Annotated in this window: 20 protein-coding genes; 18 read left to right on the forward strand and 2 right to left on the reverse strand. The window is 37.1% G+C overall.

Translation table 11 applies throughout. The features are described 5' to 3' along the window. The first annotated feature begins 140 nt into the window (after nt 1–140). From secA to HMPREF1630_RS02335, 5 genes are all read left to right on the forward strand, one after another. On the forward strand, nt 141–2,870 hold the full coding sequence (gene secA, locus HMPREF1630_RS02315; protein WP_037326698.1) for a preprotein translocase subunit SecA: 2,730 nt from the start codon (nt 141–143) through the stop codon (nt 2,868–2,870). Between the two features lies 1 nt (nt 2,871). After that, nucleotides 2,872–3,985 (forward strand): peptide chain release factor 2 gene (gene prfB, locus HMPREF1630_RS02320; protein ID WP_156095801.1). Its coding sequence is split into 2 segments (ribosomal slippage): nt 2,872–2,946 and nt 2,948–3,985, totalling 1,113 coding nucleotides; the frame shifts between segments, so codons are not numbered across the junction. 42 nt (nt 3,986–4,027) lie between these two features. Then, complete coding sequence (gene trpS / locus HMPREF1630_RS02325; protein ID WP_037326704.1) at nt 4,028–5,113, forward strand: tryptophan--tRNA ligase; 1,086 nt, start codon at nt 4,028–4,030, stop codon at nt 5,111–5,113. Between the two features lie 2 nt (nt 5,114–5,115). Next, entirely contained in the window at nt 5,116–6,414 is a 1,299-nt protein-coding gene (locus HMPREF1630_RS02330) for a sodium-dependent transporter (protein WP_037326705.1), read from the forward strand. A 178-nt stretch (nt 6,415–6,592) separates the two neighbouring features. Beyond that, entirely contained in the window at nt 6,593–7,897 is a 1,305-nt protein-coding gene (locus HMPREF1630_RS02335; protein ID WP_004828710.1) for a sodium-dependent transporter, read from the forward strand. Nucleotides 7,898–7,977: 80 nt separating this feature from the next. Here the strand turns inward: HMPREF1630_RS02335 and HMPREF1630_RS02340 are convergent, their stop codons facing one another. After that, nucleotides 7,978–8,658: a phosphoribosylaminoimidazolesuccinocarboxamide synthase gene (locus HMPREF1630_RS02340; protein ID WP_037326708.1), complete on the reverse strand. Its 681-nt coding sequence runs from the start codon at nt 8,656–8,658 to the stop codon at nt 7,978–7,980. A gap of 180 nt (nt 8,659–8,838) precedes the next feature. Here HMPREF1630_RS02340 and purE point away from each other — a divergent pair, with 180 nt between their 5' ends. From purE to HMPREF1630_RS02405, 13 genes are all read left to right on the forward strand, one after another. Beyond that, the gene (gene purE / locus HMPREF1630_RS02345) at nt 8,839–9,318 is read left to right on the forward strand and encodes a 5-(carboxyamino)imidazole ribonucleotide mutase (RefSeq protein WP_004828714.1); all 480 of its coding nucleotides are present in this window, start codon (nt 8,839–8,841) and stop codon (nt 9,316–9,318) included. Beyond that, the gene (locus HMPREF1630_RS02350; protein WP_037326711.1) at nt 9,315–10,355 is read left to right on the forward strand and encodes a 5-(carboxyamino)imidazole ribonucleotide synthase; all 1,041 of its coding nucleotides are present in this window, start codon (nt 9,315–9,317) and stop codon (nt 10,353–10,355) included. Before purE ends, HMPREF1630_RS02350 begins: the two co-directional genes overlap by 4 nt. Further along, nucleotides 10,342–14,010, forward strand: coding sequence for a phosphoribosylformylglycinamidine synthase (locus HMPREF1630_RS02355; protein WP_037326714.1), 3,669 nt, complete (start codon nt 10,342–10,344; stop codon nt 14,008–14,010). The genes HMPREF1630_RS02350 and HMPREF1630_RS02355 overlap by 14 nt, the downstream gene beginning before the upstream one ends. 21 nt (nt 14,011–14,031) lie before the next feature. Further along, complete coding sequence (gene purF, locus HMPREF1630_RS02360) at nt 14,032–15,447, forward strand: amidophosphoribosyltransferase (protein WP_004828718.1); 1,416 nt, start codon at nt 14,032–14,034, stop codon at nt 15,445–15,447. Beyond that, nucleotides 15,444–16,448 carry a phosphoribosylformylglycinamidine cyclo-ligase gene (gene purM, locus HMPREF1630_RS02365; protein ID WP_037326717.1) on the forward strand — a complete coding sequence of 335 codons (1,005 nt, stop codon included), beginning with the start codon at nt 15,444–15,446 and terminating at the stop codon, nt 16,446–16,448. Before purF ends, purM begins: the two co-directional genes overlap by 4 nt. After that, nucleotides 16,445–17,008, forward strand: a complete 564-nt coding sequence (gene purN, locus HMPREF1630_RS02370; RefSeq protein ID WP_037326720.1) for a phosphoribosylglycinamide formyltransferase — start codon at nt 16,445–16,447, stop codon at nt 17,006–17,008. The genes purM and purN overlap by 4 nt, the downstream gene beginning before the upstream one ends. Beyond that, nucleotides 17,005–18,522 (forward strand): bifunctional phosphoribosylaminoimidazolecarboxamide formyltransferase/IMP cyclohydrolase, encoded by a 1,518-nt coding sequence (gene purH, locus HMPREF1630_RS02375; protein WP_037326722.1) that lies wholly within the window; start codon nt 17,005–17,007, stop codon nt 18,520–18,522. Before purN ends, purH begins: the two co-directional genes overlap by 4 nt. Nucleotide 18,523: 1 nt before the next feature. Continuing rightward, nucleotides 18,524–19,762, forward strand: a complete 1,239-nt coding sequence (gene purD / locus HMPREF1630_RS02380) for a phosphoribosylamine--glycine ligase (protein ID WP_037326725.1) — start codon at nt 18,524–18,526, stop codon at nt 19,760–19,762. A 6-nt stretch (nt 19,763–19,768) separates the two neighbouring features. Then, entirely contained in the window at nt 19,769–21,412 is a 1,644-nt protein-coding gene (locus HMPREF1630_RS02385; protein WP_004828723.1) for a formate--tetrahydrofolate ligase, read from the forward strand. A gap of 317 nt (nt 21,413–21,729) precedes the next feature. Next, nucleotides 21,730–22,332 carry a hypothetical protein gene (locus HMPREF1630_RS02390; RefSeq protein WP_037326729.1) on the forward strand — a complete coding sequence of 201 codons (603 nt, stop codon included), beginning with the start codon at nt 21,730–21,732 and terminating at the stop codon, nt 22,330–22,332. A 21-nt stretch (nt 22,333–22,353) separates the two neighbouring features. Then, on the forward strand, nt 22,354–22,944 hold the full coding sequence (locus HMPREF1630_RS02395) for a hypothetical protein (protein WP_037326732.1): 591 nt from the start codon (nt 22,354–22,356) through the stop codon (nt 22,942–22,944). A gap of 261 nt (nt 22,945–23,205) precedes the next feature. Continuing rightward, nucleotides 23,206–23,499 carry a hypothetical protein gene (locus tag HMPREF1630_RS02400; protein WP_004828727.1) on the forward strand — a complete coding sequence of 98 codons (294 nt, stop codon included), beginning with the start codon at nt 23,206–23,208 and terminating at the stop codon, nt 23,497–23,499. Between the two features lie 50 nt (nt 23,500–23,549). After that, on the forward strand, nt 23,550–23,768 hold the full coding sequence (locus HMPREF1630_RS02405; protein ID WP_231549502.1) for a hypothetical protein: 219 nt from the start codon (nt 23,550–23,552) through the stop codon (nt 23,766–23,768). A gap of 44 nt (nt 23,769–23,812) precedes the next feature. Here HMPREF1630_RS02405 and HMPREF1630_RS02410 read toward each other — a convergent pair whose 3' ends face one another. Further along, nucleotides 23,813–24,520 (reverse strand): TraX family protein, encoded by a 708-nt coding sequence (locus HMPREF1630_RS02410; RefSeq protein WP_004828731.1) that lies wholly within the window; start codon nt 24,518–24,520, stop codon nt 23,813–23,815. Nucleotides 24,521–24,558: the final 38 nt, after the last annotated feature.

Genomic DNA, 24,558 nt, shown 5'->3' on the forward strand with positions numbered 1-24,558 from the left:
ATCATTATCTGTTATTTTACGAAATAAAATTTAGTTTATATTTGGAAACAATACACGCCCAATTTGGCTTTATTAACTATATTTGATTGAAATTTTGTATAATAAGGGTAGGATAAGTGAAGAATTGGAAGGTGAAAAATTTGGCATTATTTAATATATTTAAGTCATTTAGTCAAAAAGAAATCGAACAAAACCAAAAAACGGTAGATAAGATTTTAGCACTAGATGAAGAAATGCAAAAGTTAACTGATGAGCAGTTACAACATAAAACAATTGAATTTAAAGAAAGACTAGCAAATGGCGAGACCCTGGATGATCTTTTAGTTGAAGCCTTTGCTGTAGTTAGAGAAGCAAGTTACAGGGTTTTAGGAATCAAGCACTATCCAGTGCAACTTTTAGGTGGTATTGTACTACATAATGGACAGATAGCGGAGATGAAAACAGGTGAAGGTAAGACTCTTGTAGCAACACTTCCATCTTATCTAAATGCCTTATCTGGCAAGGGTGTTCACGTAGTTACAGTTAACGACTACTTAGCTAAGCGTGACCAAGAGTGGATGGGCAAGGTTCATACCTGGCTTGGTCTATCTGTAGGTTGTATTATTTACGGACTTACAAATAGCGAAAGAAGAGAAAATTATAACGCAGACATCACTTATGGAACCAACAACCAATTTGGTTTTGACTACCTAAGAGATAACATGGTTATTTATAAGGAAGACATGGTTCAACGTGGCCTAAACTACGCAATTGTAGATGAGGTTGACTCAATCTTAATAGATGAGGCAAGAACACCTCTTATTATTTCCGGTCAAGGCGATGAATCAACAGATACCTACCAAAAGGCAAATGAATTTATCCAAACACTAGAAGGTAGGATTCTAGATCCTAATGAAGATGCTGATATTGACCCATTTGATAGGGAATTCAAGGTAGAAGACGTAGACTTCCTTGTAGATGAGAAGAGAAAATCATCAAACTTAACAGAAAAAGGTACAAAAAAGGCTGAAGAATTTTTTGGTATAGAAAACCTATCTGATACAGAAAACCTAGAGCTATCTCACTATATCAACAATGCTCTTAAGGCAAATACAACAATGACAAGAGATATTGACTATGTTGTAAACCATGGCGAAGTTGAAATTGTAGATGAGTTTACAGGCCGTATCATGCAAGGTAGGAGATTTTCAGATGGTCTTCACCAAGCGATAGAAGCTAAAGAAGGTGTAGAAGTTAAGGCAGAAAGCAAGACCCTTGCTACTATTACTTTCCAAAACTACTTTAGAATGTATGCTAAATTATCAGGTATGACTGGTACTGCAAAGACAGAAGAAGACGAATTTGATGAAATCTATAAGCTAGACGTAGTTGAGATTCCTACAAATAGACCAGTACAGAGAATAGATGATAACGACCATGTTTATATAAATGAACGTGGTAAGTTTAATGCAATCATAAATGAAATTAACGAAGTTCACGCAACTGGCCAACCAATCCTTGTTGGTACAATTTCTATCGAGGCAAGTGAAAGACTTTCAGCTGCTCTTAAACAAGCTGGTATTTCTCATACAGTCCTAAACGCTAAAAACCACGAAAGAGAAGCAGAAATTGTTGCCCAAGCAGGTAGGCTTGGTGCTGTTACAATCGCAACCAACATGGCAGGCCGTGGTACAGATATCACCCTTGGTGGTAACGTAGACTTCATGGCTAAGCAAAAACTAAGAAGAGAGGGAACTAGCGAAGAATTAATCGAAGAGGTTGACTCATTCTCTGCAACAGATAACCAAGAAATCATAGAAATTAGAAAGAAATTCAGACACTACAAAGATCAATTTAGACCAGCTATCAAAGAAGAAGAAGCTAAGGTAATTGCTGCAGGTGGTCTATATATCATTGGTTCTGAAAGACATGAATCAAGACGTATTGATAACCAGCTTAGAGGTCGTTCAGGCCGTCAAGGAGACCCAGGTAAGTCTAGATTTTTCATATCTCTTGAAGATGATTTGATCAGACTTAACGGTGGGGAAGCTGTAGCAAAATTTGTTCAAAAAGCAGATTTTGATGAAAATGAACCAATAGTTTCAAGAATGGTTACAAGGTCAATTGAAAAGGCTCAAACAAGAGTAGAAGCAAACAACTTTGCTACAAGAAAAAGAGTCCTTCAATACGACGATGTCATGAACAAACAAAGAACAATAATCTACAACGAAAGACGTGAAGTTCTTATGGGTCAAGATATGAAGGAAACTATCATCGATATGATTAAACAAGTCATAAAAGATGCTGTTTATACCTTCACAAATCCAGAAGTTAAGCCAGAAAATTGGGAAATGACAGCCTTACTTAACTACCTAAATGGTCTTGGTGTACCTGTAACCCAACTTCATTTTGAAAATATCAATTCTTACACTCAAGATGACCTAATCGAATATGTAACAGGTGCGACTCTTGCTAAATATGAAGATAAGGAAGCAAGTTTTGGCCCAGATAATATGAGAGAAGTTGAAAGAGTAATCCTTCTTAGGGTAATAGATCAAAAATGGATGGATCACATTGATGCAATGGATCAAATGCGTAAGGAAATCGGAGTTAGGGCAATGGGCCAAGAAGATCCAGTTAGGGCCTACACTAACGAAGGTTTTGATATGTACGAAGAAATGACCAGGGCTATCCTTGAAGATACAGTAAGATACATGATGAATGTAGAAATTAGACAAAATATCCAAAGAAAGCAAGTTCTAATTCCAGAAGATGCAAGCCATGAAGATATTACAGGTCCATCTACAGATGAAGAAGACCATGAAGGACTAAACAGGGCTGAGCGCAGGAGAATGGACCGCGAAGCTAAGAAATCAACTGTAAAGAAATAATATGAGAGAAATATTTGAACTAAAAGAAGAAATCAAAAACTTTCAAGAAACTTTAACCCTAGTCGGAGACAGTCTTTGACCCGGCTAGGCTTAAAGAAGAAATAGATGAACTTCAAAAAAAATCAATGAGCCCAAATTTTTGGGATGACTCCGATAAGGCACAAACTGTGATGGCAGACCTATCTGATAAAAAAGAAGATTTAAAGGCCTACACAGATATAGAAGATGCTATAAAAGATAACAAAGACTTAATTGATCTTGTTGAATTAAGTGATGAAGATGAGTCTAAAACCTTAGAAGAAGTCGATTCAAATCTAAAACAAATCAAAAAGTCACTCGCAAGTCTTAAGTTAAAGACTCAACTTAATGGAGAATATGATAAAAATAATGCTTACCTTTCTATAAATGCAGGCGCAGGTGGTCTTGAAGCGACAGATTGGGCTGACATGCTCTTTAGGATGTATACCAGATATTGCGAGAAAAGGGGCTTTAAGGTTGAGGTTAAGGATTTAAACAACGAAGAGGCAGGTGGAATAAAATCTGTTACTCTTCATGTTAAGGGTCCATATGCTTATGGTTATCTTAAGGGGGAAAAGGGAGTCCATAGATTAGTAAGGATTTCACCTTTTGACAGCCAATCAAGACGTCATACTTCTTTTTCTTCAGTGGATATATTCCCTGAATTAGACGAAGATACAAGTATAGAAATTGATCCATCAGATTTAAGGATTGATACCTATAGAGCAAGTGGGGCAGGTGGTCAGCACGTAAATAAGACTGACTCTGCAGTTAGGATAACCCACATACCAACAGGAGTAGTTGCAACCAGCCAGGCCGAAAGAAGCCAGATGCAAAATAGGGAAACAGCAATGAACCTCCTTATTTCAAAGTTGATTCAAATAAAAGAAGAAGAGAAAAAAGAAAAAATTGAAGATATCCAGGGAAGCTATTCACAAATTGCCTGGGGTAGTCAGATAAGATCTTATGTTTTCCAGCCATACACCATGGTTAAAGACCACAGGACAAATTATGAGATGGGAAATGTGGAAGCAGTTATGGATGGCGATATCCAAGGCTTCATTGATGCTTATCTAGCACAAAATCAAAATAAATAGGGAAGCAGAAGCTTCCCCTTTTTTACATGAAAAGGAGAAATTATGGGAGATATAATTTTAACAGGTGACAGACCAACTGGTAGACTCCACCTTGGTCACTACGTAGGAAGCCTCAGAAATAGGGTGAAGATGCAAAATGAAGGTTCTTATGATAAGATGTATGTCATGATTGCAGATAGTCAGGCTCTTACAGATAATTTTGACAATCCACAAAAAATCCGTGAAAACCTTATCGAAGTAGCCCTTGATTACTTAAGTGTGGGAATAGACCCATCCAAGGTGAGTATTTTCATCCAATCACAGGTGGCAGAGCTTACTGAACTTACTTTTTACTTTTTAAATCTAGTTACCCTCTCAAGGCTTGAAAGAAATCCTACTGTAAAATCAGAAATAAAATTAAGAAATTTTGAAACTAGTTTGCCAGCAGGATTTTTGATTTATCCTGTAAGCCAAGCAGCTGATATTTTATTATTTGATGCGAATGTTGTACCTGTTGGCGAAGATCAAGAGCCAATGCTTGAACAAGCTAGGGAGCTTGCTAGAAGTTTTAATAATATATATGGTGAAGTCTTTGTGGAACCAAAAGCAGTTCTTCCTGAATCTAAAATGGCTCGCCGTATGCCAGGAATTGACGGAGCTGCCAAGATGAGCAAGTCACTTGGAAATGCCATTTATCTCGCAGATGACAAAAATACTGTAAAGAAAAAAGTAATGTCTATGTATACCGACCCAGACCACATAAATATAGATGATCCGGGCAAGGTAGAGGGCAATATTGTCTTTACCTACCTAGATGTATTTTCAAATGATAGTCATTTTGAAAAATATTTACCAGAATACAAAAATTTAGATGAATTAAAGGCCCACTACCAAAGGGGAGGTCTAGGCGATGTTAAGTGCAAGAAATTCTTAATCAAGGTCCTAGAAGAGGAGCTTGAACCAATTCGAGCTAGACGAGCTGAATATGAAAAAGACATAGAAGGCGTGTTTGATATTTTAAGAAAAGGCACAGCTGATGCGAGAAGTCAAGGAGCTAAAAAACTTGAAAAAGTGAAAGCTGCTATGGGAATTAATTATTTTGAAGATTCTGACCTTATAAAAGACCTTCAGAATAAGTACAAGGACTAGGTATGAAGCTTCCAAAGACTAAATCAAAAACAATCTTTGTCCTATCCGCCACAGGCTCTGCGGTGGGTATGGCAAATGTTTGGGGTTTTCCTTATAAATTTCATAAGGGTGGAATATTTTTCCTGATTTTTTATTTGATTTTTATTTCCCTTTTTTCTTATGTCGGCCTTTCTAGCGAATTTGCTATAGGAAGGATGATAAAGGGATCAGTCGTAAAATCATATAAAAAAGCTATCGAGACAAGGCATCCAGAATCGAAAATTGCAAAAATTTACGGCTATTTTCCTCTGGTGATTTCCTTGATTATGGCAGTTGGCTATACGATTATAGTTTCTTATGTAGCGAAGGCACTTGTGGATACCATAAATGGAAAACTCATAATTACACCACCTTTCACCTGGTTTGAAGAATTTTCTTCTAGATCTTTTGCAGTAATGGAAGTTCATCTTTTAATAATTGTCCTAGTTATTTTAATAAGCCTTGGAGGTTTTAAATCAGTCCAGTGGCTAAACTCTGTTTTGATGCCATCAATGATAGTGATTTACCTTATAGTCTTATTTAAGATGTTAACGCTTCCAAACATTGAAGAAGGCTACAAACTACTTTTTAGGTTTGATTTTAAGGACTGTAATATAGGCACAGCTATTTCTGCCATGGGAGATGCCTTGTTTGCCCTTTCTATAACTGGCTTTGGCATGGTTTTTGTTGGAAGGATGCTTACAGATGATCATGACATAGTTACAAATTCAAAGTTAACTGGTCTATTTGACACAATTGTTGCACTTCTTTCAGCTTTTATTATTGTTCCTTCGATTGTAGTTTTCTCCATGCATGAAGCTGGAGGACCAGCTTTAATTTTCCAAATATTGCCTAGTATTTTTAACTCGATGAGGATTGGAAGAGGCTTTGCAGTTTTGTTTTATATGGCAATAATAATGGCAGGTCTTACCTCGCTTCAAACAATATTCGAATCGATTGCCCATACTTTAAACCAAGAGTTTAAGATGAATGATAAAACAGCCTTGCTATTGGTAGGAACTACAGTTTTAATTTTGGGTGTTGACCTTCACCCACTAGCCAAATGGACAAGCCTGATGGACATTACAATTTATTACCTAATTCCTCTAGGTGCAGTGCTTGGAGCAGTGGTTTGGTTTTTTGTTATGGACTCAGAAGTCTTGCTTGATGAAATAAATAAGGGTGCAAAACATAAAAAAACTCAGACCTTCATAAAGATTGGCAGGTATATTTACACCCCACTTGTTATATTAGTCAGCCTTGCAGCAATTCTGTTTCATTAATATTTACTCCTACAAAGATTCTTTGCCAAAAAGTTTCTAAATTTTTAGCGAAATCTCTTATCTTTGTAGGAGATTTTTTTTCTTGATTTATTTAAAAATTCGGTTATAATTAGATTATGCTTTAAAGTGATATATCAACAAAGAAAATAAATAAATATAATGAAAAAGGAGAAAAAAGATGAATAAATTTAGTTCTAAATTAGGATTTATCCTCACGGCAGTTGGTTCTGCAGTCGGTATGGCAAATGTGTGGGGCTTTCCATATAAGTTTCAAAAGGGAGGCATAGTTTTTTTAATTGCCTACATATTTTTTGTAAGCGTCTTTGCTTACTGTGGTCTTGCAAGTGAGTTTGCAGTGGGTAGGTACGCTCACACAGGTACTCTTGGCGCCTACCAAAAGGCATTTAAAAGTCGCAAGGAAGATACAATCATAGGCAAATTTATAGGTTACATACCACTTATTGGATCACTTTTGATTGCGATTGGTTATGCAGTAATTGTTGCCTACGTCTTAAAAGCTTTGGTAGATTCTCTAACCGGGTCACTTTTAACTGTAGATACAACAAGTTATTTTGATAGCTTTTCTTTAAAACCTTTCTCAGTAGTGCCTTACCACTTTTTTATCATAGCCATTACTCTACTTTCTTGTATTGGTGGCGCATCTACTATTGAAAAATCAAATAAAATCATGATGCCAGCTTTCTTTGTGCTTTTTGTAGTCCTTGCTATTAGGATTCTAACACTTCCAAATGCCTTTGAGGGATACAAGTATATGTTTAGGTTTGATAAAGAAATGATAAATTGGGGAACAATTCTTCAGGCTATGGGCCAGGCGTTTTTCTCCCTATCAGTGACTGGTTCTGGTATGCTAGTTGTAGGTGCTTATCTTTCTGATGATGAAGACATCGTTTCATCTTCAAAGATGACAGGTTTCCTAGATACTGTAGCTGCTATGCTTGCTTCCTTTGTAATGATTCCGGCGATTATCGTCTACAACATGGACCAGGCAGGTGGACCTGGTTTACTTTTCCAAGTCCTACCAACAATCTTACAGGATATGGGCTTTGGTAGAGTTTTTGCAATTATATTATACGTAGCAGTTGTCTTTGGCGGTATATCATCCCTTCAAAATATGTTTGAAGTAGTAGCAGAATCCCTCATGCAAAGACACCCCAAATTAAAACGTAATCTAGTTTTATTTTTGATAGGTCTCGTGGTTTTTGCTATAGGTGTAAACATGGAAATGATTAGCCAATGGGGACCATTTATGGACTTTATCTCAATATATGTTATCCCAATAGGGGCAATGATTGGTGCTGTAACTTGGTTCTGGATCTTAACCAAAGATCAGCTTCTTGGAGCAATTAACCTAGGTGCTAAAAAACAATACGGAAATACTTGGTATAATATTGGTAAATTCCTATATGTACCTCTAGCAGTTATTCTTTGCTTAATTGCAGTAATATTTAGAATATCATTTTAACAAAAGCAGGCGTTTGCCTGCTTTTGTGTTGGAAAATTATAAAAAAATCCCTCTTGTAAAATCTCAAGAGGGATTGGTTTTTATTTAAGGACTAATTCTGATAGTCTAAGTGGTTCGATGTATTCATTATCCTTATAGACTCTCATGTTGCCACCAGATATTTCGTCAATTAGGATGATTTTATCATTCTCATCTACGCCAAATTCTAGTTTTATATCATAAAGGTCAAGACCTTTTTCTTTTAGAATGTCACGGATTAGACCACAAATTTCTTTTGTAAGTCTTTTTAGTTCTTCGTATTGGTCAGCTGTTGCAATATTTAAGGCTGCTAGACAATCTTTTGAAATAGTAGGATCGCCTGCGGCATCGTCTTTTATTGTAACTTCAAAGAATCCATCAAGTGGAGCACCTTCTTCTATGTATTTGCCATATCTTTTGTAAAAAGAACCTACTGCCCTATATCTGCAGATAAATTCAAGACCCTTGCCAAACACTTTTGCTTTTCTAACTTCCATAGTGTTTTCATCAATGTTTGCAGCTACATAATGGGTTGGGACATTTTTTTCGTTAAGTTTGTTAAAGAAAAATTCTGTCATCCTTAGTCCAGCTTTGCCAGCTCCATCAATTGAAAGACCAACTTGGTTTTCACCTGGATCAAAAACTCCGTCCTTGCCTGTAACGTCGTCTTTAAATTTCATCAAGATGTTGCCATTATCTAAGCTATAGATGTTCTTTGTCTTGCCTTTGTAAATTAAATCCATTATTTTCTCCTTATTCTTTTGCAATAATGATATAAATTTATGACATTCTTACAAGTAAATTTTATTAACTTAGGAAAATTTGTCAAGGATAGATGGAAAATTTTTTATTTAACTTTAAACATTGAAAAAAATAATAAAATAGATATACTAATTTTGTAGAAGAAAAGATAAGGAGTTAAAATGTCAAAAATAGCTGTCATAATGGGTTCAAAATCTGACTACAAGACTATGAAAGAATGTTGTTCTGTGCTTGATAAGTTTGGCATAGACTACGACAAGAGGGTTATCAGTGCGCATAGGACACCTGAGTTAATGGTTGACTTTGCGAAAAATGCCAGGAAGAACGGCTACAGCCTAATCATAGCTGCAGCTGGTGGGGCTGCACATTTGCCAGGTATGGTTGCTGCGTCAACTACACTACCTGTAATTGGTGTTCCAATTAAATCATCTACTCTAAATGGCGTTGACTCGTTGCTTTCTATTGTGCAAATGCCATATGGCGTGCCAGTTGCGACCATGGCTATAGGAGAGGCAGGAGCTAAAAACGCTGCTATTACTGCCCTTGCGATTCTTGCTATCAATGATGAAAAATTAGCAGAAAAGTACAGGGATTTTAAAATTGAATTAGAAAATATAGTAAAGGAAGATATGAAAATATGATCAAGACTATATTACCAAAAAGCACTATCGGTATAATCGGTGGCGGCCAACTTGGACGAATGCTTGCTATGAGCGCAAAAGAAATGGGCTATAAGATTGCAATTCTCGATCCAAGCGAAGACGCCTGCGCTAGAAAATTCGCAGATTATTTTATCCATAGTGCTTTTAATGTATACGAAAATATCGAAAAACTGTGCCAAATGAGCGATGTAATTACTTTCGAGTTTGAAAATATTGACATAGATTCTTATAAAAAACTTGAAAGTAAATACAATTTCGTCCAGTCTTCAAGGATTTTGGAAATTAGTCAGCACAGGCTTAAGGAAAAGGAATATGCTAGGTCGCTTGGGATTCCAACGGTAAAATACTTTGATGCTAATAAAGGCGATTATGAAATTGATGGCAAGTTCGTCATGAAAACCACTAGATTTGGTTATGACGGCAAGGGGCAAAAAATTATTTCTTCAAATGAGGAAGTAGAAAAAGACACAATCCTCGAAGAGCTAATCGATTTGGATAAGGAAATTTCGGTAGTTGCAGTTAAGGATATCGATGGAATCGAGATTGTGGCTGTGGTTGAAAATGAACATAGACACAACATCCTCTATAGGTCAAATATTCCTGCCCATATTACCAAATACCAAGAGTCAAAGGCAATTGAATATACAAAGAAGATCCTCGCTGACAATGACTACTACGGAGTACTTACAGTTGAGTATTTTATTTCAAATGGAGATGTAATCTTCAATGAAATTGCTCCAAGGGTCCACAATTCTGGTCATATAACCCAGGAATCAGCGACCAAGTCCCAATTTAGGGCCCACATAGAAGGTATTTGTGGACTAAAGGTGGGAAAAATAGAAAACAGGGAAGCGACCCTATATAATATTCTCGGCCAAAACGAAGAATATTTTATTAACCTAATCACCAAGAAACAAGGCTATCTTCACTTATACGAAAAGGAAGCTCGCCACAACAGGAAAATCGGTCACATGAACTTTTTAGGAAATGTATATTTGGAGGATGACTTTGAATAAGAGAATATTTGTACAAAAAAGACCTGCCTATGACAGGGAGAGCGAAAATCTAAAAAAACTTTTTAACAGAGATTTTAATCTTGCTTTAGAGAAAGTTGATACATACGTAATTTACGACATTTATAACATTTCAGAAGACCTTTATGCGAAGGCAAAAACAAGAGTTTTCGCAGAAATAATGACTGATCAAGTCTTTGAAGACCTTGACCTTGATGGCAAAACCTACATAGCTTACGAAACCCTCCCAGCCCAGTACGACCAAAGGTCAGACTCAGCTATGCAAGCCCTAAAATTAATTGACGATAATGTAGACGTCTTAGTAAGGGCAGGCAAGCTTGTAGTATTAGATGGAGAAGTTTCTGAGCAAGAACTAGGAAAAATAAAAAAATACCTAATAAACCCAATTGAATCTAGGGAAAAAGACCTAGGAAAAATGGACTTTGCTATAGATTCTCAAATGAAACCATTGAGGGATTTGACTGGTTTTAGGAATTATGGAAAAGAAGAACTCGAAGGTTTAATAAAAGACCTATCACTAGCTCTAGACCTTGAAGATTTGGAATTTATTCAAGACCACTACAAGAAAGAAAATAGGGACCCAAGTGAAACTGAAATCTACGTTCTAGACGTATTTTGGTCTGACCACTGCAGGCATACAACCTTTGAAACAAGCCTTGATGAGGTAAAAATAAATTCAAAACTTTTCCAAAAAGAAATGCAAGATGCTTTTGATTATTATTTGAAATTAAGGGAAGAGCTTGGCATTACTAAGCCAATTAGACTCATGGATATGGCCTCAATTTTTGGCAAGTACCACACCAAGGTGTTGGGTGATACTAATATAGAAGTTTCTGAAGAAATCAACGCTTGTTCGTTTTTCACAGAGATAGAAAATAAGGGAAAGAAGGAAAGGTGGCTAATTCAGTTTAAAAACGAAACCCACAACCATCCTTCAGAAATCGAGCCATTTGGTGGAGCTTCAACCTGTATTGGTGGGGCTATCAGAGACCCACTTTCTGGTAGGTCCTATGTTTACCAAGCTATGAGAGTGTCTGGTGCTGGAAATATCCTAGAAAAAAGAGAAGATACTATGGCTAACAAGCTCCCACAGGTTGAAATTTCTAAGGGAAAGGCCTTAGGAAATTCATCTTATGGTAACCAAATCGGCCTTGCAACAACCTTTGTCAGAGAAATTTACGACCCATCCTATGTGGCAAAAACCATGGAAGTTGGGGCTGTTGTTGGCGCAGTAAAAGACGGAGATTACAAGAGAGAAGAGCTTCTCCCTGGTGATATAGTTATCATGATTGGAGGAAGAACTGGCAGGGATGGTATCCAAGGTGCATCTGGATCTTCTGTAATCCACAATGACTCATCTTTAACAACTGCATCTAGCCAAGTTCAAAAGGGAAACCCAGTAGAAGAAAGAAAAATCCAGAGACTCTTCAGAAAACCAGAGGTTACACGACTTATCAAAAAATCAAACGACTTCGGTGCTGGTGGTGTATCTGTAGCCATCGGTGAGCTTTCTGAAGGTATTGAAATATTCCTTGATAGGGTAAAGACCAAATATAAGGGACTAAATCCAACAGAAATAGCCATTTCAGAATCCCAAGAAAGAATGGCTGTAGGAATTGACAAAAAAGACTATGAGGCTTTTGTAAAAGAGTGTGAAAAAGAAAACCTTGAATATGTTCACGTTGCAAATATCACCGACAAGAAACGCTTGGAAATGTATTACAATGATGAAAAAATTGTAGACTTTAGTGCAGAATTTTTAGCAACAGCGGGTGTTAGAAAACACGCCAAGGCAGACCTAGTTGACAAGGTTCGTGAAAATCCTTTTGTTAAAAAAGAAGTGAGCAAGCAAGCTATCCTGGATGAGCTAAAAGACCTAAATGTCACCAACCAAAAGGGTATGGTTTCAATGTTTGACTCAACAGTAGGTGCTCAAACAGTTATGATGCCTTTTGCAGGCAAGGAAAGGATAACCCCAGTCCAAGCATCTGTTGCAGCCATTCCGACCTTGTATTCGACACCAGATACAGCAACAATTATGGCCTACGGTTTTATACCAAAAATTTCAAAATATTCACCATTCCTATCAAGCATTTACGCAGTTTTAGAATCTGTTGCCAAAGTTTATGCAGCTGGTGGAAATAAGGAGTCCTTATACTTCTCCTTCCAAGAATATTTTGAAAAACCCCTAGATGACCCAGAAAAATGGGGCAAGGTTACCCAGGCCATGCTAGGATCAATTATCGCTCAAAGAGAAATTGGCAGACCTTCAATCGGTGGCAAGGATTCCATGTCAGGATCTTTTAACGACCTAAATGTAGTTGAAACTTTAATTTCCTTTGCTTGTACCCCTGTAAAAATCGAAGACGTTATTACTCCAGATCTTAAAAAAGTCGGCAATAAATTATATATCATAGAAATAGAAAAAGACGAAAAGGCCTATCCAAATATTAAAAAGGCCATGGAAGACTTTGAAAAATTAAATTCTTATATCAAGAATAAGAAGGTTGTAGCAGCCTACGTCCAAGACTTTGGATCTGTAACTTCATCCTTAATCAAGATGGCTCTTGGTAATAAATTAGGTTTTACAATCGACTATGATGCGACTCTTGATTTTAATCCTTGTTCAATTGTCATTGAAGCAAATACTGATTTAGACTTTAAGGAAATCGGTAAGGTAAGCAAAGAAATCTCTGTAAATGGCATTAAAATAAATATCGATGAGGCTGAAAAAGCCTATATGTCAACTCTTGAAGAAATCTATCCTACCTACTACAACAAAAACCAAGGCAAGGTAGAAAATCTCGTTTCAGAAAAAACCGAGAATATCTATTACAAGGAAAAAGTTGACGAGGTTAAGGTGGTAATTCCAGTATTTCCTGGTACAAACTCAGAATACGATACCCAAAAGGCCTTTGAAGAGGCGGGTGCAAGGGTGACCCAAGTTGTCTTTACCAATACAAAATCGGATGACATTGAAAAATCAATCGATGCTTTCGTAGAAGAAATTAAAACTTCTCACATAATAGCCTTCCCCGGGGGATTTTCTGCAGGAGATGAGCCAGATGGATCAGCGAAATTTATTGTAAACATCCTTAAAAATGACAAGGTCAAAGAAGCAATCCATGCCCACTTAGGAGACAAAAAGCTAATCCTTGGTATCTGCAACGGATTACAAGCCCTTATAAAATCAGGACTTTTGCCTTATGGAAAAATCTGTGACCTTGACGAAGATGACCTTAGCCTTTTTAGAAATGTTGGCTATAGGCATATATCAGACACAGCTATCACAAGAGTGGCATCTACCAAGTCACCATGGACCCAAGGGTTTGAAATTGGAGACCTCCATGAGCTTGTCTTTAGCCACGGAGAAGGAAGACTCGTTGGCAACAAGATTGAAAAATTCAAACACCTTGCAGCCTTCCAATACGTAGACGCCGATGGGGACGCAAGTCTAAACGGCAAATATAATCCAAACGGATCAGCCCTAGCCATTGAGGGAATGGTAAGTGAAGATGGTCTAATCTTAGGTAAGATGGGCCATTCTGAAAGGTCCTATAAGACTCTTTACAAAACCAATACCTTAAAGGATAGGCAAGACATATTTAAAAACGGTGTGGAATATTTTACTAGATAAGATTTAACAAAAGGAGTAGGAATGTTTGGAATTTGGAATATAGAAAAGGCACCAAGTGTTGCCTTTTATGCTCTTCACGCTCTTCAACACAGAGGTCAACAGGGTGCAGGAATTGTATCAACAGAAAGAACTAGACTAAGGGGTTATAGAAACATTGGCCTTCTTGCTGATGTATTTAAAGATAATGGAAAATTAGAAAAAATAGATGGGTCTGCCGCCTTGGGTGCTCTTTGGTACTCAAGTGGCAATTCCACCAACGTTCAGAATATCGAACCACTCTTGTATAAATTTAACGATGGCCACCTTGGCATAGCCATGAATGGTAATTTGAATAATGCCAAATGGCTAAGGGCAGAGCTTGAAGACGAGGGAGCAGTTTTCCACTCAGCAAGCCACGCAGAAATTATCATGCACTTAATTAGAAGGTCAAGAAAGGAAACTATCGAAGAAAGGTTTAAGGAAGCCTTAAATAAGTTAAGGGGATCATTCTCTGTAATGCTTTTAACCCAAGATGCTCTTTATGGAGCTGTTGATAGACACGCCACAAGGCCTCTAGTACTTGGCAAACTTAATGATTCTTATGCCATTGCATCTGAATCTTGTGCCCTAAATGTAATCGGTGCAGACTTTTTAAAGGATATTTCAGCAGGTGAATTTATAAAAATTGATGATAAAGGTTATGAAATAGGAAGTTTCACACCAGGCTCAAATATAGCCATCGAATCCATGGAATTTATTTATTTTGCAAGGCCAGACTCAACTATCCTTGGCAAAAACGTCCACATAGTTAGGAAAAATACCGGCAGGGTTTTGGCAAGGGAATACCCTGTGGAGGCTGATATAGTTGTTGGTGTACCAAATTCTTCCCTATCACTTGCTTCAGGTTATGCAGAAGAAATTGGTTTGCCATATGAAATGGGTCTTATCAAAAACCAATACATAGGAAGGACTTTTATCGAGCCTTCCCAACATTTAAGAGATATAGCAGTAAAGATGAAATTGTCTGCCCTATCTGACGTAGTTAGAAATAAGAGGGTAATCCTTCTTGACGATTCAATCGTAAGGGGCACTACATCTAAGAGAATCATTTCCATGCTCAAAAGGGCAGGAGCAAGCGAAGTCCACCTAAGAATAGGCTCTCCTGAGATAATCTTCCCTTCTTATTCGGGAATCGACATGAAGACTTCTGAGGAATTAATTGCAGCCAACCTTACCAAAGACGAGGTAAGAGATTTAATAGGTGCCGATAGTTTGGAATTTATAACTGTAGAAGGTCTAAAGGAAGCAATCGGTTTTGACTTTGATAGTCCAAACAACGGAATTTCCTTAGATATTTTCACAGGTGAATATTATGAAGGCCTGGGTGATTACGAGGAAGAATTTAAGAAAGAACTTACAGACATACAAAAACAATATTTAGCAAAGGGGAATAAATGAGCGAGAAATACAAGGCGGCAGGTGTTAGCCTAAATGCCGGTTATGAATCAGTTGAGAGAATAAAAAAACATGTAGAATCCACAAAAAACAAAGGAATGATGGATATGATTGGCAGTTTTGGTGGAGCTTTTGACCTTTCTGCCTATGGATTTAAAAATCCAGTTCTTATAAGTGGAACAGATGGGGTTGGCACCAAGCTTAAACTTGCCTTTGACATGGATAAGCACGATACAATTGGCATTGACGCTGTGGCTATGTGTGTAAATGACATCCTTGCCCAAGGTGCTATTCCACTTTTCTTTTTAGACTACATTGCTTGTGGCAAAAATGATCCATCCCAAATCGAAGCCATTGTTAAGGGAGTGGCCGATGGTTGCAGAGAGGCGCAAGCTGCCCTTGTGGGTGGGGAAACTGCTGAGATGCCAGGTTTTTATAAGGAAGGCGAGTACGATATAGCAGGTTTTGCTGTTGGTGCTGCCGAAAAAGAAGATTTAATTAATCCAGAAAATACCAAACCAGGCCAAGCTGTAATAGGCATACCTTCAACAGGTTTTCATTCAAATGGTTTTTCTCTAATAAGAAAAGTTTTGAAGGATGAAAATATAAGTCTTGATGATGAATTTAATGGCGAGACTATCGGCGAGGCTCTTTTAAGACCTACAAAAATTTACGCTAAGGAAGTTAAGACTTTACTTGAGAATGTGAAGGTTGCAGGCATTTCCCACATCACAGGTGGGGGATTTATAGAAAATCTCCCAAGGGCTCTCAAAAAAGGTCTTGGCATGAAAATTTATAGGGATTCTTACGAAGTGCCAGCAATTTTCAAATTTATAGAAGAAAAAGGCAAAATAGACCATGACGAGATGTACCAAGTCTTTAACATGGGCGTAGGCCTTGCTGTAATTGTTGACGATGCCGATAAGCAAAAAGTCTTAGATTTAATTGACGATGCCTTTGTCTTAGGTGAAGTTACTGACAAGGAAGGGATTGTCCTTCTATGAAAAAAATAGGAATATTTGCCTCAGGCACAGGTACAAATTTTGAGGCTCTAGCAAGTTCAGATCAAATAAAAGGTCTTGCAGATATAAAAATCATGGTTTGTGACAAGCCTGGGGCCAAGGTTATTAAGAGGGCAGAAGATAAAAATATTAAGACCTTTGTTTTTAATCCAAAAGACTATGCAAACAAGGCTGCTTATGAAAAAGAAATCCTAGAAAAGGTCAAAGACCTTGATTATATTTTCCTAGCAGGCTATATGAGGATTTTATCTAAAGATTTTCTAGAAAAATATAAGGGCAAGGTGGTAAATATCCACCCTTCCCTCCTTCCAAGATTCAAGGGGATAGAGTCAATCAAAAGAGCTTACGAAGCGGGAGAAGAGTACATAGGAGTGACTATCCACTATGTAAATGAGGAAATCGACGGCGGAGAAATCCTCGCCCAAGATAAGTTTAAGGTTGATTATAAGAAATCTTTAGATGAAATAGAAAGCCAGGTGCACGATCTTGAGCACAGGTTATATATAAAAACAGCAGCAGAAATATTAAAGGGGGAAAAATGAAAAGAGCATTGATAAGTGTGAGTGACAAGGCCGGTGTGGCAGATTTTGCCAAGGGTCTTGTGGCAAATGGTTTTGAAATAATTTCCACAGGTGGAACCTTAAACCACCTAAGAAATGCTGGAGTAGATTGCATTTCTATAGAAGATTACACTGGTTTTCCAGAAATCTTAGAAGGTAGGGTCAAAACCCTCCACCCAAAAGTCCACGGAGGACTTCTCTCAAAAAGGGATAATGAAAGTCATGTGTCAGAGCTTAAGGCCAATGACATCGGCTATATAGACCTAATTTGCGTTAACCTTTATCCATTTGCAGAAACCCTTGCTAAAGAAGGTGTGAGCCATGATGAAATTATTGAAAATATCGATATCGGTGGCCCTTCTATGCTAAGGTCTGCAGCAAAAAATTATAAATTTGTAACAGTTGTCACAGATAAAAATGATTATGAAACCATCCTAAAGGAATTAGAAGTAAAAGGCGAAACAAGCCTAGAAACAAGACAAAGACTTGCAGGAAAAGTTTTTAACAAAACTGCCCAATACGATTCTCTAATTGCTTCTTACTTTAATAAAATAAATGGAAGCGAAGAAACTTTGAATTTAACATTTAGGCTAGAAGACGAACTAAGGTATGGGGAAAATCCTCACCAAAAGGCTGCCTTCTATGTTTCAGACGAGGAAGTTTCTTATGCCCTCCAAGATTGCGTGCAACTTCATGGCAAGAGAATGTCTTACAACAATATCCAAGACGCCTCAGCTGCCCTTGATATCTTGCAAGAATTTGACGAGACTGTTTGTGTCGGCTTAAAACATATGAATCCATGTGGAGTAGCTACAGGTAAGACTGTTTTTGAAGCTTGGGAGCGTGCCTTTGAAGCAGATCCAGTTTCAATCTTCGGTGGCATTGTCGCCATTAACGGTACAATTGATAAGGAAACTGCAGAAAAAATGCACGAGATTTTCCTTGAGATCATTCTTGCTTACGATTATGAAGATGAAGCTTTAGAAATTCTTGAAAAGAAGAAAAACGTAAGGATTTACAAGATTCCAAAGAAGACTGACAAAAATCCTAAATTAATAAAATCAGTTAGAGGCGGAATCCTAGTTCAAGACTACGATGACAAGGTTTATGAAAAACTAGAAACAGTTACAGATACAAAGGTCAGCGAAGAAGACCTAAAGGACCTAGAATTTGCCAACAAGATTGTAAAACACGTAAAATCAAATGCGATATTGCTTGCCAAGAACGGTCAAACTATAGGTGTTGGCGCTGGTCAAATGAACAGGGTCGGTGCAGCTGAAATCGCCTTTAAACAAGCAGGGGATAAGGCAAAGGGGGCAGTTCTTGCATCAGATGCCTTCTTCCCATTTAGGGACAGTGTTGATGAGGCAGCTAAACACGACATCAAAGCCATCATCCAACCAGGTGGATCAATTCGTGACCAAGAATCAATCGATGCTTGTAATGAAAACGGCATAGCTATGGTATTTACCGGCATGCGTCACTTTAAACATTAATATGGCAAGGGTATTAGTAGTAGGAAATGGTGGCAGGGAACATGCCATTTCTGATAAATTATATAGGGAAGGCCACGAAATTTTTATGCTGGGAGAAAATCCTGGCGTGGCCAAGTTTGGAACTTGTATCACTTGTGAAGTCGGAGAACTTCCAGATTTTTGTAAGGAAAAGGAAATTGACCTGGTCTTTGTAGGCCCAGAAGCCTTTTTGGTTGACGGGATCGTAGACATTTTAGAAAAAGAAAATATCAGGGTCTTTGGCCCAAACAAGGCCGCTGCCATTCTTGAAGGTTCAAAGGCCTTTGCCAAAGATTTGATGAAAAAATATGACATTCCAACAGCATCTTACGAGACTTTTACAGATTATAAAAAAGCCTTGGCCTATGTTGAAAAATCTTCTTTTCCACTTGTAATTAAGGCTGATGGAATAGCTGCAGGTAAGGGAGTAATAATTGCCCAAAATCTTGAAGAGGGAAGAGAAGCCCTCAAAGAGATTATGGTTGATCAGATCTTTGCACAAGCTGGTGCATCTGTTGTTATAGAAGAATTTCTTGAGGGTGAGGAATTTTCCCTCTTATCATTTGTGTCAGGTGATAAGGTTATGCCGATGAAGGTTGTCCAAGACCACAAGAGGGCCTTTGATAATGACGAAGGCCTAAATACAGGTGGCATGGGCGTTTATATGCCAATTAAACACATCACAGACTTAGATATTGAAGAGGCCTTAGAAAAGGTTGTAAGGCCAACAGCTGTGGCTATGATTAAGGAAGGCAGACCTTTTAAGGGAATCTTATTTGCAGGTCTTATGAAAACCAAGGACGGGGTTAAAACTATAGAATACAACGTTCGTTTTGGAGATCCTGAGACAGAAATTATCCTTTTATCTATGGAGACTTCCCTTTACGACTTGGCTGAGGCAGTCCTTGACGGAAGAGAGATGGAAATTAAGTGGAAGGATAGGGCCTATATAGGTGTTGTCCTTGCTTCAAAGGGTTATCCAGAATCCTACCAAAAAGGTTTTGAAATTACTGGTCTTGACGGTCTTGATTCAAAAGTTTTCCATATGGGTACAAAAGAAAGTGACGGAAAGATTCTTACAAATGGAGGTAGGGTTTTAATCGTGTGTGCAGAAGGAGAAACTTTGGCACAAGCGAGAGAAGCCGCCTACAAGGATGTTGAAAAAATTAAGTGCGATAATCTTTTCTGTAGGAAAGACATCGGACATTTATCATTGAAGTGAGGGAAAATGAAGACTGATTACGAAATATCTTTACAAGCAAAGAAAGAAAAAATAGAAGACGTTGCAGCAAAGATTGGCATTTCAGCCGATAAATTAATAAAATATGGGGACTACAAGGCAAAGATTAAAAGAGAAAACTTTGATAATTTATCTGAAAACCTAGTCTTAGTCACATCTATAAACCCAACCTCATCTGGGGAAGGAAAATCAACTGTAACTGTAGGCCTATCTGACGGTTTAAATAAAATAGGCAAAAAATCCACAGTTGCTCTTAGGGAACCATCTTTTGGACCAGTTTTAGGTAGAAAAGGCGGGGCAACAGGTGGAGGCTACGCCCAAGTTGTGCCAATGGATGAGATAAATCTACATTTTAATGGGGACTTTCACGCCATCACATCTGCCCACAACGCAATCATGGCCCTAATTAATAATCATATTTTCCAAGGTAATGAACTTGGTTTTAAAAAAGTCATGTTTAACTATGTCATGGATATGAATGAAAGAGCCCTTAGAAGGATAAAAATCAATGCCAATGGCAAGGACGAGAGGGATTCTTCATTTGATATTACAGTTGCAAGTGAAATCATGGCTATCCTATGTCTTGCAGAAGACCTAGAAGACCTAAGATCAAGGATTGGCGATATCATGGTGGGTTATAACCAAGATGACAAACCTATTTTTGCAAAAGATTTGGGCGTTGAAGGTGTAGTTGTGGCTATCCTTAAAGATGCCATGAATCCAAACCTTGTTCAATCTTTGGAAAACAACCCAGCAATAATCCATGGCGGTCCGTTTGCCAATATTGCCCACGGTTGTAACTCTGTTATTGCAACAAAGACAGCCCTCAAATATTCTGACTATGTAATCACAGAAGCAGGTTTTGGGGCAGATCTAGGAGCTGAAAAGTTTTTAGACATCAAATGTAGGGTTTCTGGTCTACGTCCAAAGGCAGCTGTTGTAGTTGCAACTATCAAGGCCCTTAAACTTCACGGCGGGGTTGATGAAAGTAATCTCACCGAAGAAAACCTAGATGCCCTAAAAGAAGGGGTTAAAAACCTTGAAAAGCACGTAGAAAACATGAAGAAATACAACCTTCCAGTAATAGTTGCCCTTAATGAATTTGTGACAGACACAGAAGCTGAAATCAAATTTATGGAAGACTGGGCAAAGAACTTTGGAGTTGAGTTCTCCCTAACCCAAGTATGGGCCAAGGGTGGTGACGGTGCGATTGACCTTGCTAATAAACTCGTGAAATTAGTTGAAAACAATAAGGAAGACATGAAACTTCTTTACGAGGACAACCTATCAACAGAAGAGAAAATCAACACAATCGCCAAGGAAATCTACGGAGCAGCCAAGGTTAATTTTACAGATGAGGCAAGGGCGGTCCTTGATAAAATCGACGAACTTGGTTATAGAAATTTCCCAGTTTGTATGGCAAAAACTCCAGCATCTTTAACAGATGATGGAAAAATCAAGGGCAGACCAGAAGGTTTTGAAATTACAGTTTCTGACATCAAAATTAAGACAGGATCAAGGTTCATAGTTGCATATCTTAATAAGGTCCTAACTATGCCAGGCCTTCCAAAACACCCAAATGCTCTTGACATAGACGTTGACGAAAATGATAATATTATAAATTTATTCTAGAAAATACAAAAAGGATAGAAGCTGAAAGATAAAATCATCAAAATTAAGGAAAATTTAACCTATTATATAAAATCTTTGTCCTTTACGAGTTCATATATAGATGAACAAAGAATGTATAAGAGCACAGATTGGGAAAAAGAAGTTGAAATTTTACCCTTGGGTGCTAAGGTTTTAATGGTCCTTTTAATCATCTTCTTATTAATAATTCTATAAAAATTTACAAGCGGCTGCGGCCGCTTTTTTTGAATTATTTGGGAAATCCTTTTTTTTATTTTGATTTTGGGTATTATATAAGTAACAAGATAAAGGGGGATAAGATGAAAAAGTTTTTAATAATATGTGCCTTGGCCCTTGCCATTACTGGCTGTAATAAAAAAGCTAATCTAGAAGAAGGTGTGAAAATAAGCCAAGCTAAGACTGATGTAGATGCGGTAGAGTATTTTGGCGAAGAAAAGCCATTGAGCCTTGCCTCTAATACTTATTCTTTAAAGGGGCTTGACTTTGATAAGCTAAAAATGAACTTATATTCTATAAAAAATGGAGAAATTACTGGGATTTTAGGTGGCACTTTAACAGAATTTAAGGCAAGTGAATTAGTTGGCTTTGGCTTTGATGAGCACGTCTTTACTAACTATGGAATAAAAGATGGGAAAATCCACGATCCTGCAACCTTTAGGGTAGATGAGAATATTCTTAAAGACCAATTTTCTAAGACCTATTGGTTAGATGAGAAGGAAATCAAAGGAGATGAGTCATCTATAGTATTTGTAGGCCTATCAAAGGATGTGGATATAGACATAAAAAATATGGCAGATGAGGACCTTAAAAAAATGACTGAAGAAGATAAGGACCTTGACATCTTAGTCTTAAAACTTGGCCTAGGTGAAGAGGAAGAAGATTACCATAGCGCTAATTTTTAATTTATTTTTACGGAGATAGAAATGAAAAAGAGAAATGTATTATTAAGTCTATTTTTAATACTAAGCTTAGCGTCTTGTAAAGTAGAAGTGAAAAATGCAGAAGATGTTATGCTTACAAAAGAAGACTATGAGCTTAACGTGCTTGACACCTTTGATGGTGGAGATAATTTAGATTATGGGGCAGGAGTTTATTCCTTCAAGGGAATAAGGCCTGATGATCTTCGCCTGACTCTTTCAACTTATGAAAATGGGGAAATTTCAGAATCTTTTGATATTGAGCTTCCTAAAATAGAAGATAAGGAAAAGCTTGGAATTGCAGTAAACTCAAGTAAAGTATATATTTATTCTATTTCAGATAAGAAAACTTCTGTTCTTACCAAATATGAATTTAAAGATAAAAAACTTACTCACAAGATGTCAAATGGCTGGCAGTGGGATAATGGTGGGGTAATCAAGAACGGAGAAGTTTACCCAATATTTGCAAGTTTTTCTAATGAAGCTAATTCTTTAGTAACCCCAATTTTTCATGAAGATGATATAAGAGATTGGATAAAAAATAATAAGGAATACTCAGGTATGCTCTTAGAATTAAGACTTGAGGATAGTGAGTAATAACATTATAGAATCTATTATCAAAACTTAAGAGCGGCTTTGGCCGCTTTTTCTTTATAATTTTTCAAATAAGTTTTTTCTGATTTGTGATATTATATAAGTGATAAGATAAAGGAGGATAGTATGAAAAAAATAATTATATTAGCATACTGTATGGTACTCTTATCAGGCTCGAATATTGAAAGTTAAGATTCTGGAGAACTTAGCTCATAAAATAATATTTTGACCTTAATCTAATGGTTAAATAAGGAAGGATAAAATATGGAAATTCTAGGAAAAGCGCTTTATTTATTACTTATAATAGTTTTTATGAGATTTTTCTATTTTATATTGAGAAAATCTTTTGAAGATAAAAATGCAACCACAGTGAAAATGGTAACTAGGGGTATTGTTTTATCTATCTATACAATAGCGATTTTATCTCTCTTTGCCATAGCGATTTTTATCCCGGCTGTGGGAATGACAAAAAGAGCCCTTGCAGGAGTTGTAGCTATCTTGATGTCAATCTATTTTGCTATAATAGTTAAGAAATATATAAGAAAGGAAGCCTTCTAATGTGGCTTATCTTTGGAGGGGCGGCAATAATTACCGCCCTTTTAAATATAATGAATTACAAAAATCGTGCTGATATCTTTAGATTTTTAAGCCTAGCTTTCACAAGCCTAACTGTTTGTGCCTTTTATGCGGATGGGGCAGGAAGAGTAATAAGAGAAGATTGGGCAAGCTTAATGGATACCATGCCAACCATATCTAAGGCCCTTTGGATATGTGTGGCCCTTTCAATTATTATAAATTCTATTTCATTAATAAAATTTCATAGATAAAAATTGCAAAATAAAAAGGCAGCTTAAATAAATTAAGCTGTCTTTTAGATTTTAAAGGCCATCCTTATTATTCCAAAAATCAAAAGATGAACTGGATAAAATAGGTAGTTAAATATTTTATTTTGCTTGCCTTTTTCGCCGTTATATAAAAGTACTGTTGCAAAGCCTAAGATTGCGTAGATTTCCTTGATTATTACAAGGTAGCCAAGTCCTGATGCAAGAAGTCTTTTGTCATAAAAAATATAGTATAGGTATATTATTATGATGGCATAGTACTCATAGTCAGATGATATGAGCATGGAGCCAAGGCTTGAAAGTGCGACTAATAGTAAGGATACAAAGATCCATAGGGGTCTTTTTTTGATGTAGGCTTTTAATTTATCAATTGCCATGATTGTGAATAAGCCTAGGGCAAGTCCCCAGAGAATATTTTGTGACCAAGTATTTACAAATTCAGCCGACTGGAACATGTCGTAGGGAATTTCGGAAATCACTGCAAAAATAAGTAAATTTCTTAAATATTTCCATTGTGATTTGGTTTTGAAAAATCCTTCCACAACCATAAAGGCAAATATAGGAAAGGCGATCCTTCCTAATATGTCAAAAATAGTTGTAATAATAACCATAGGGCCAGTTCCTGTTAGAAATGGGGTTATGATTGCCTTGTTGAAATGGTCTATAAACATTGAAGCGAAGGCTATATATTTTAATTGGGCACCGTTTATGCCCTTTAAATTTTTGATTTTTTCCATAAGATTCTCCTTATTGTTTTAGGAGATTATATCTTAAA

This window comes from Anaerococcus lactolyticus S7-1-13 (assembly GCF_000758765.1).
Lineage (GTDB): Bacteria > Bacillota > Clostridia > Tissierellales > Peptoniphilaceae > Anaerococcus > Anaerococcus lactolyticus.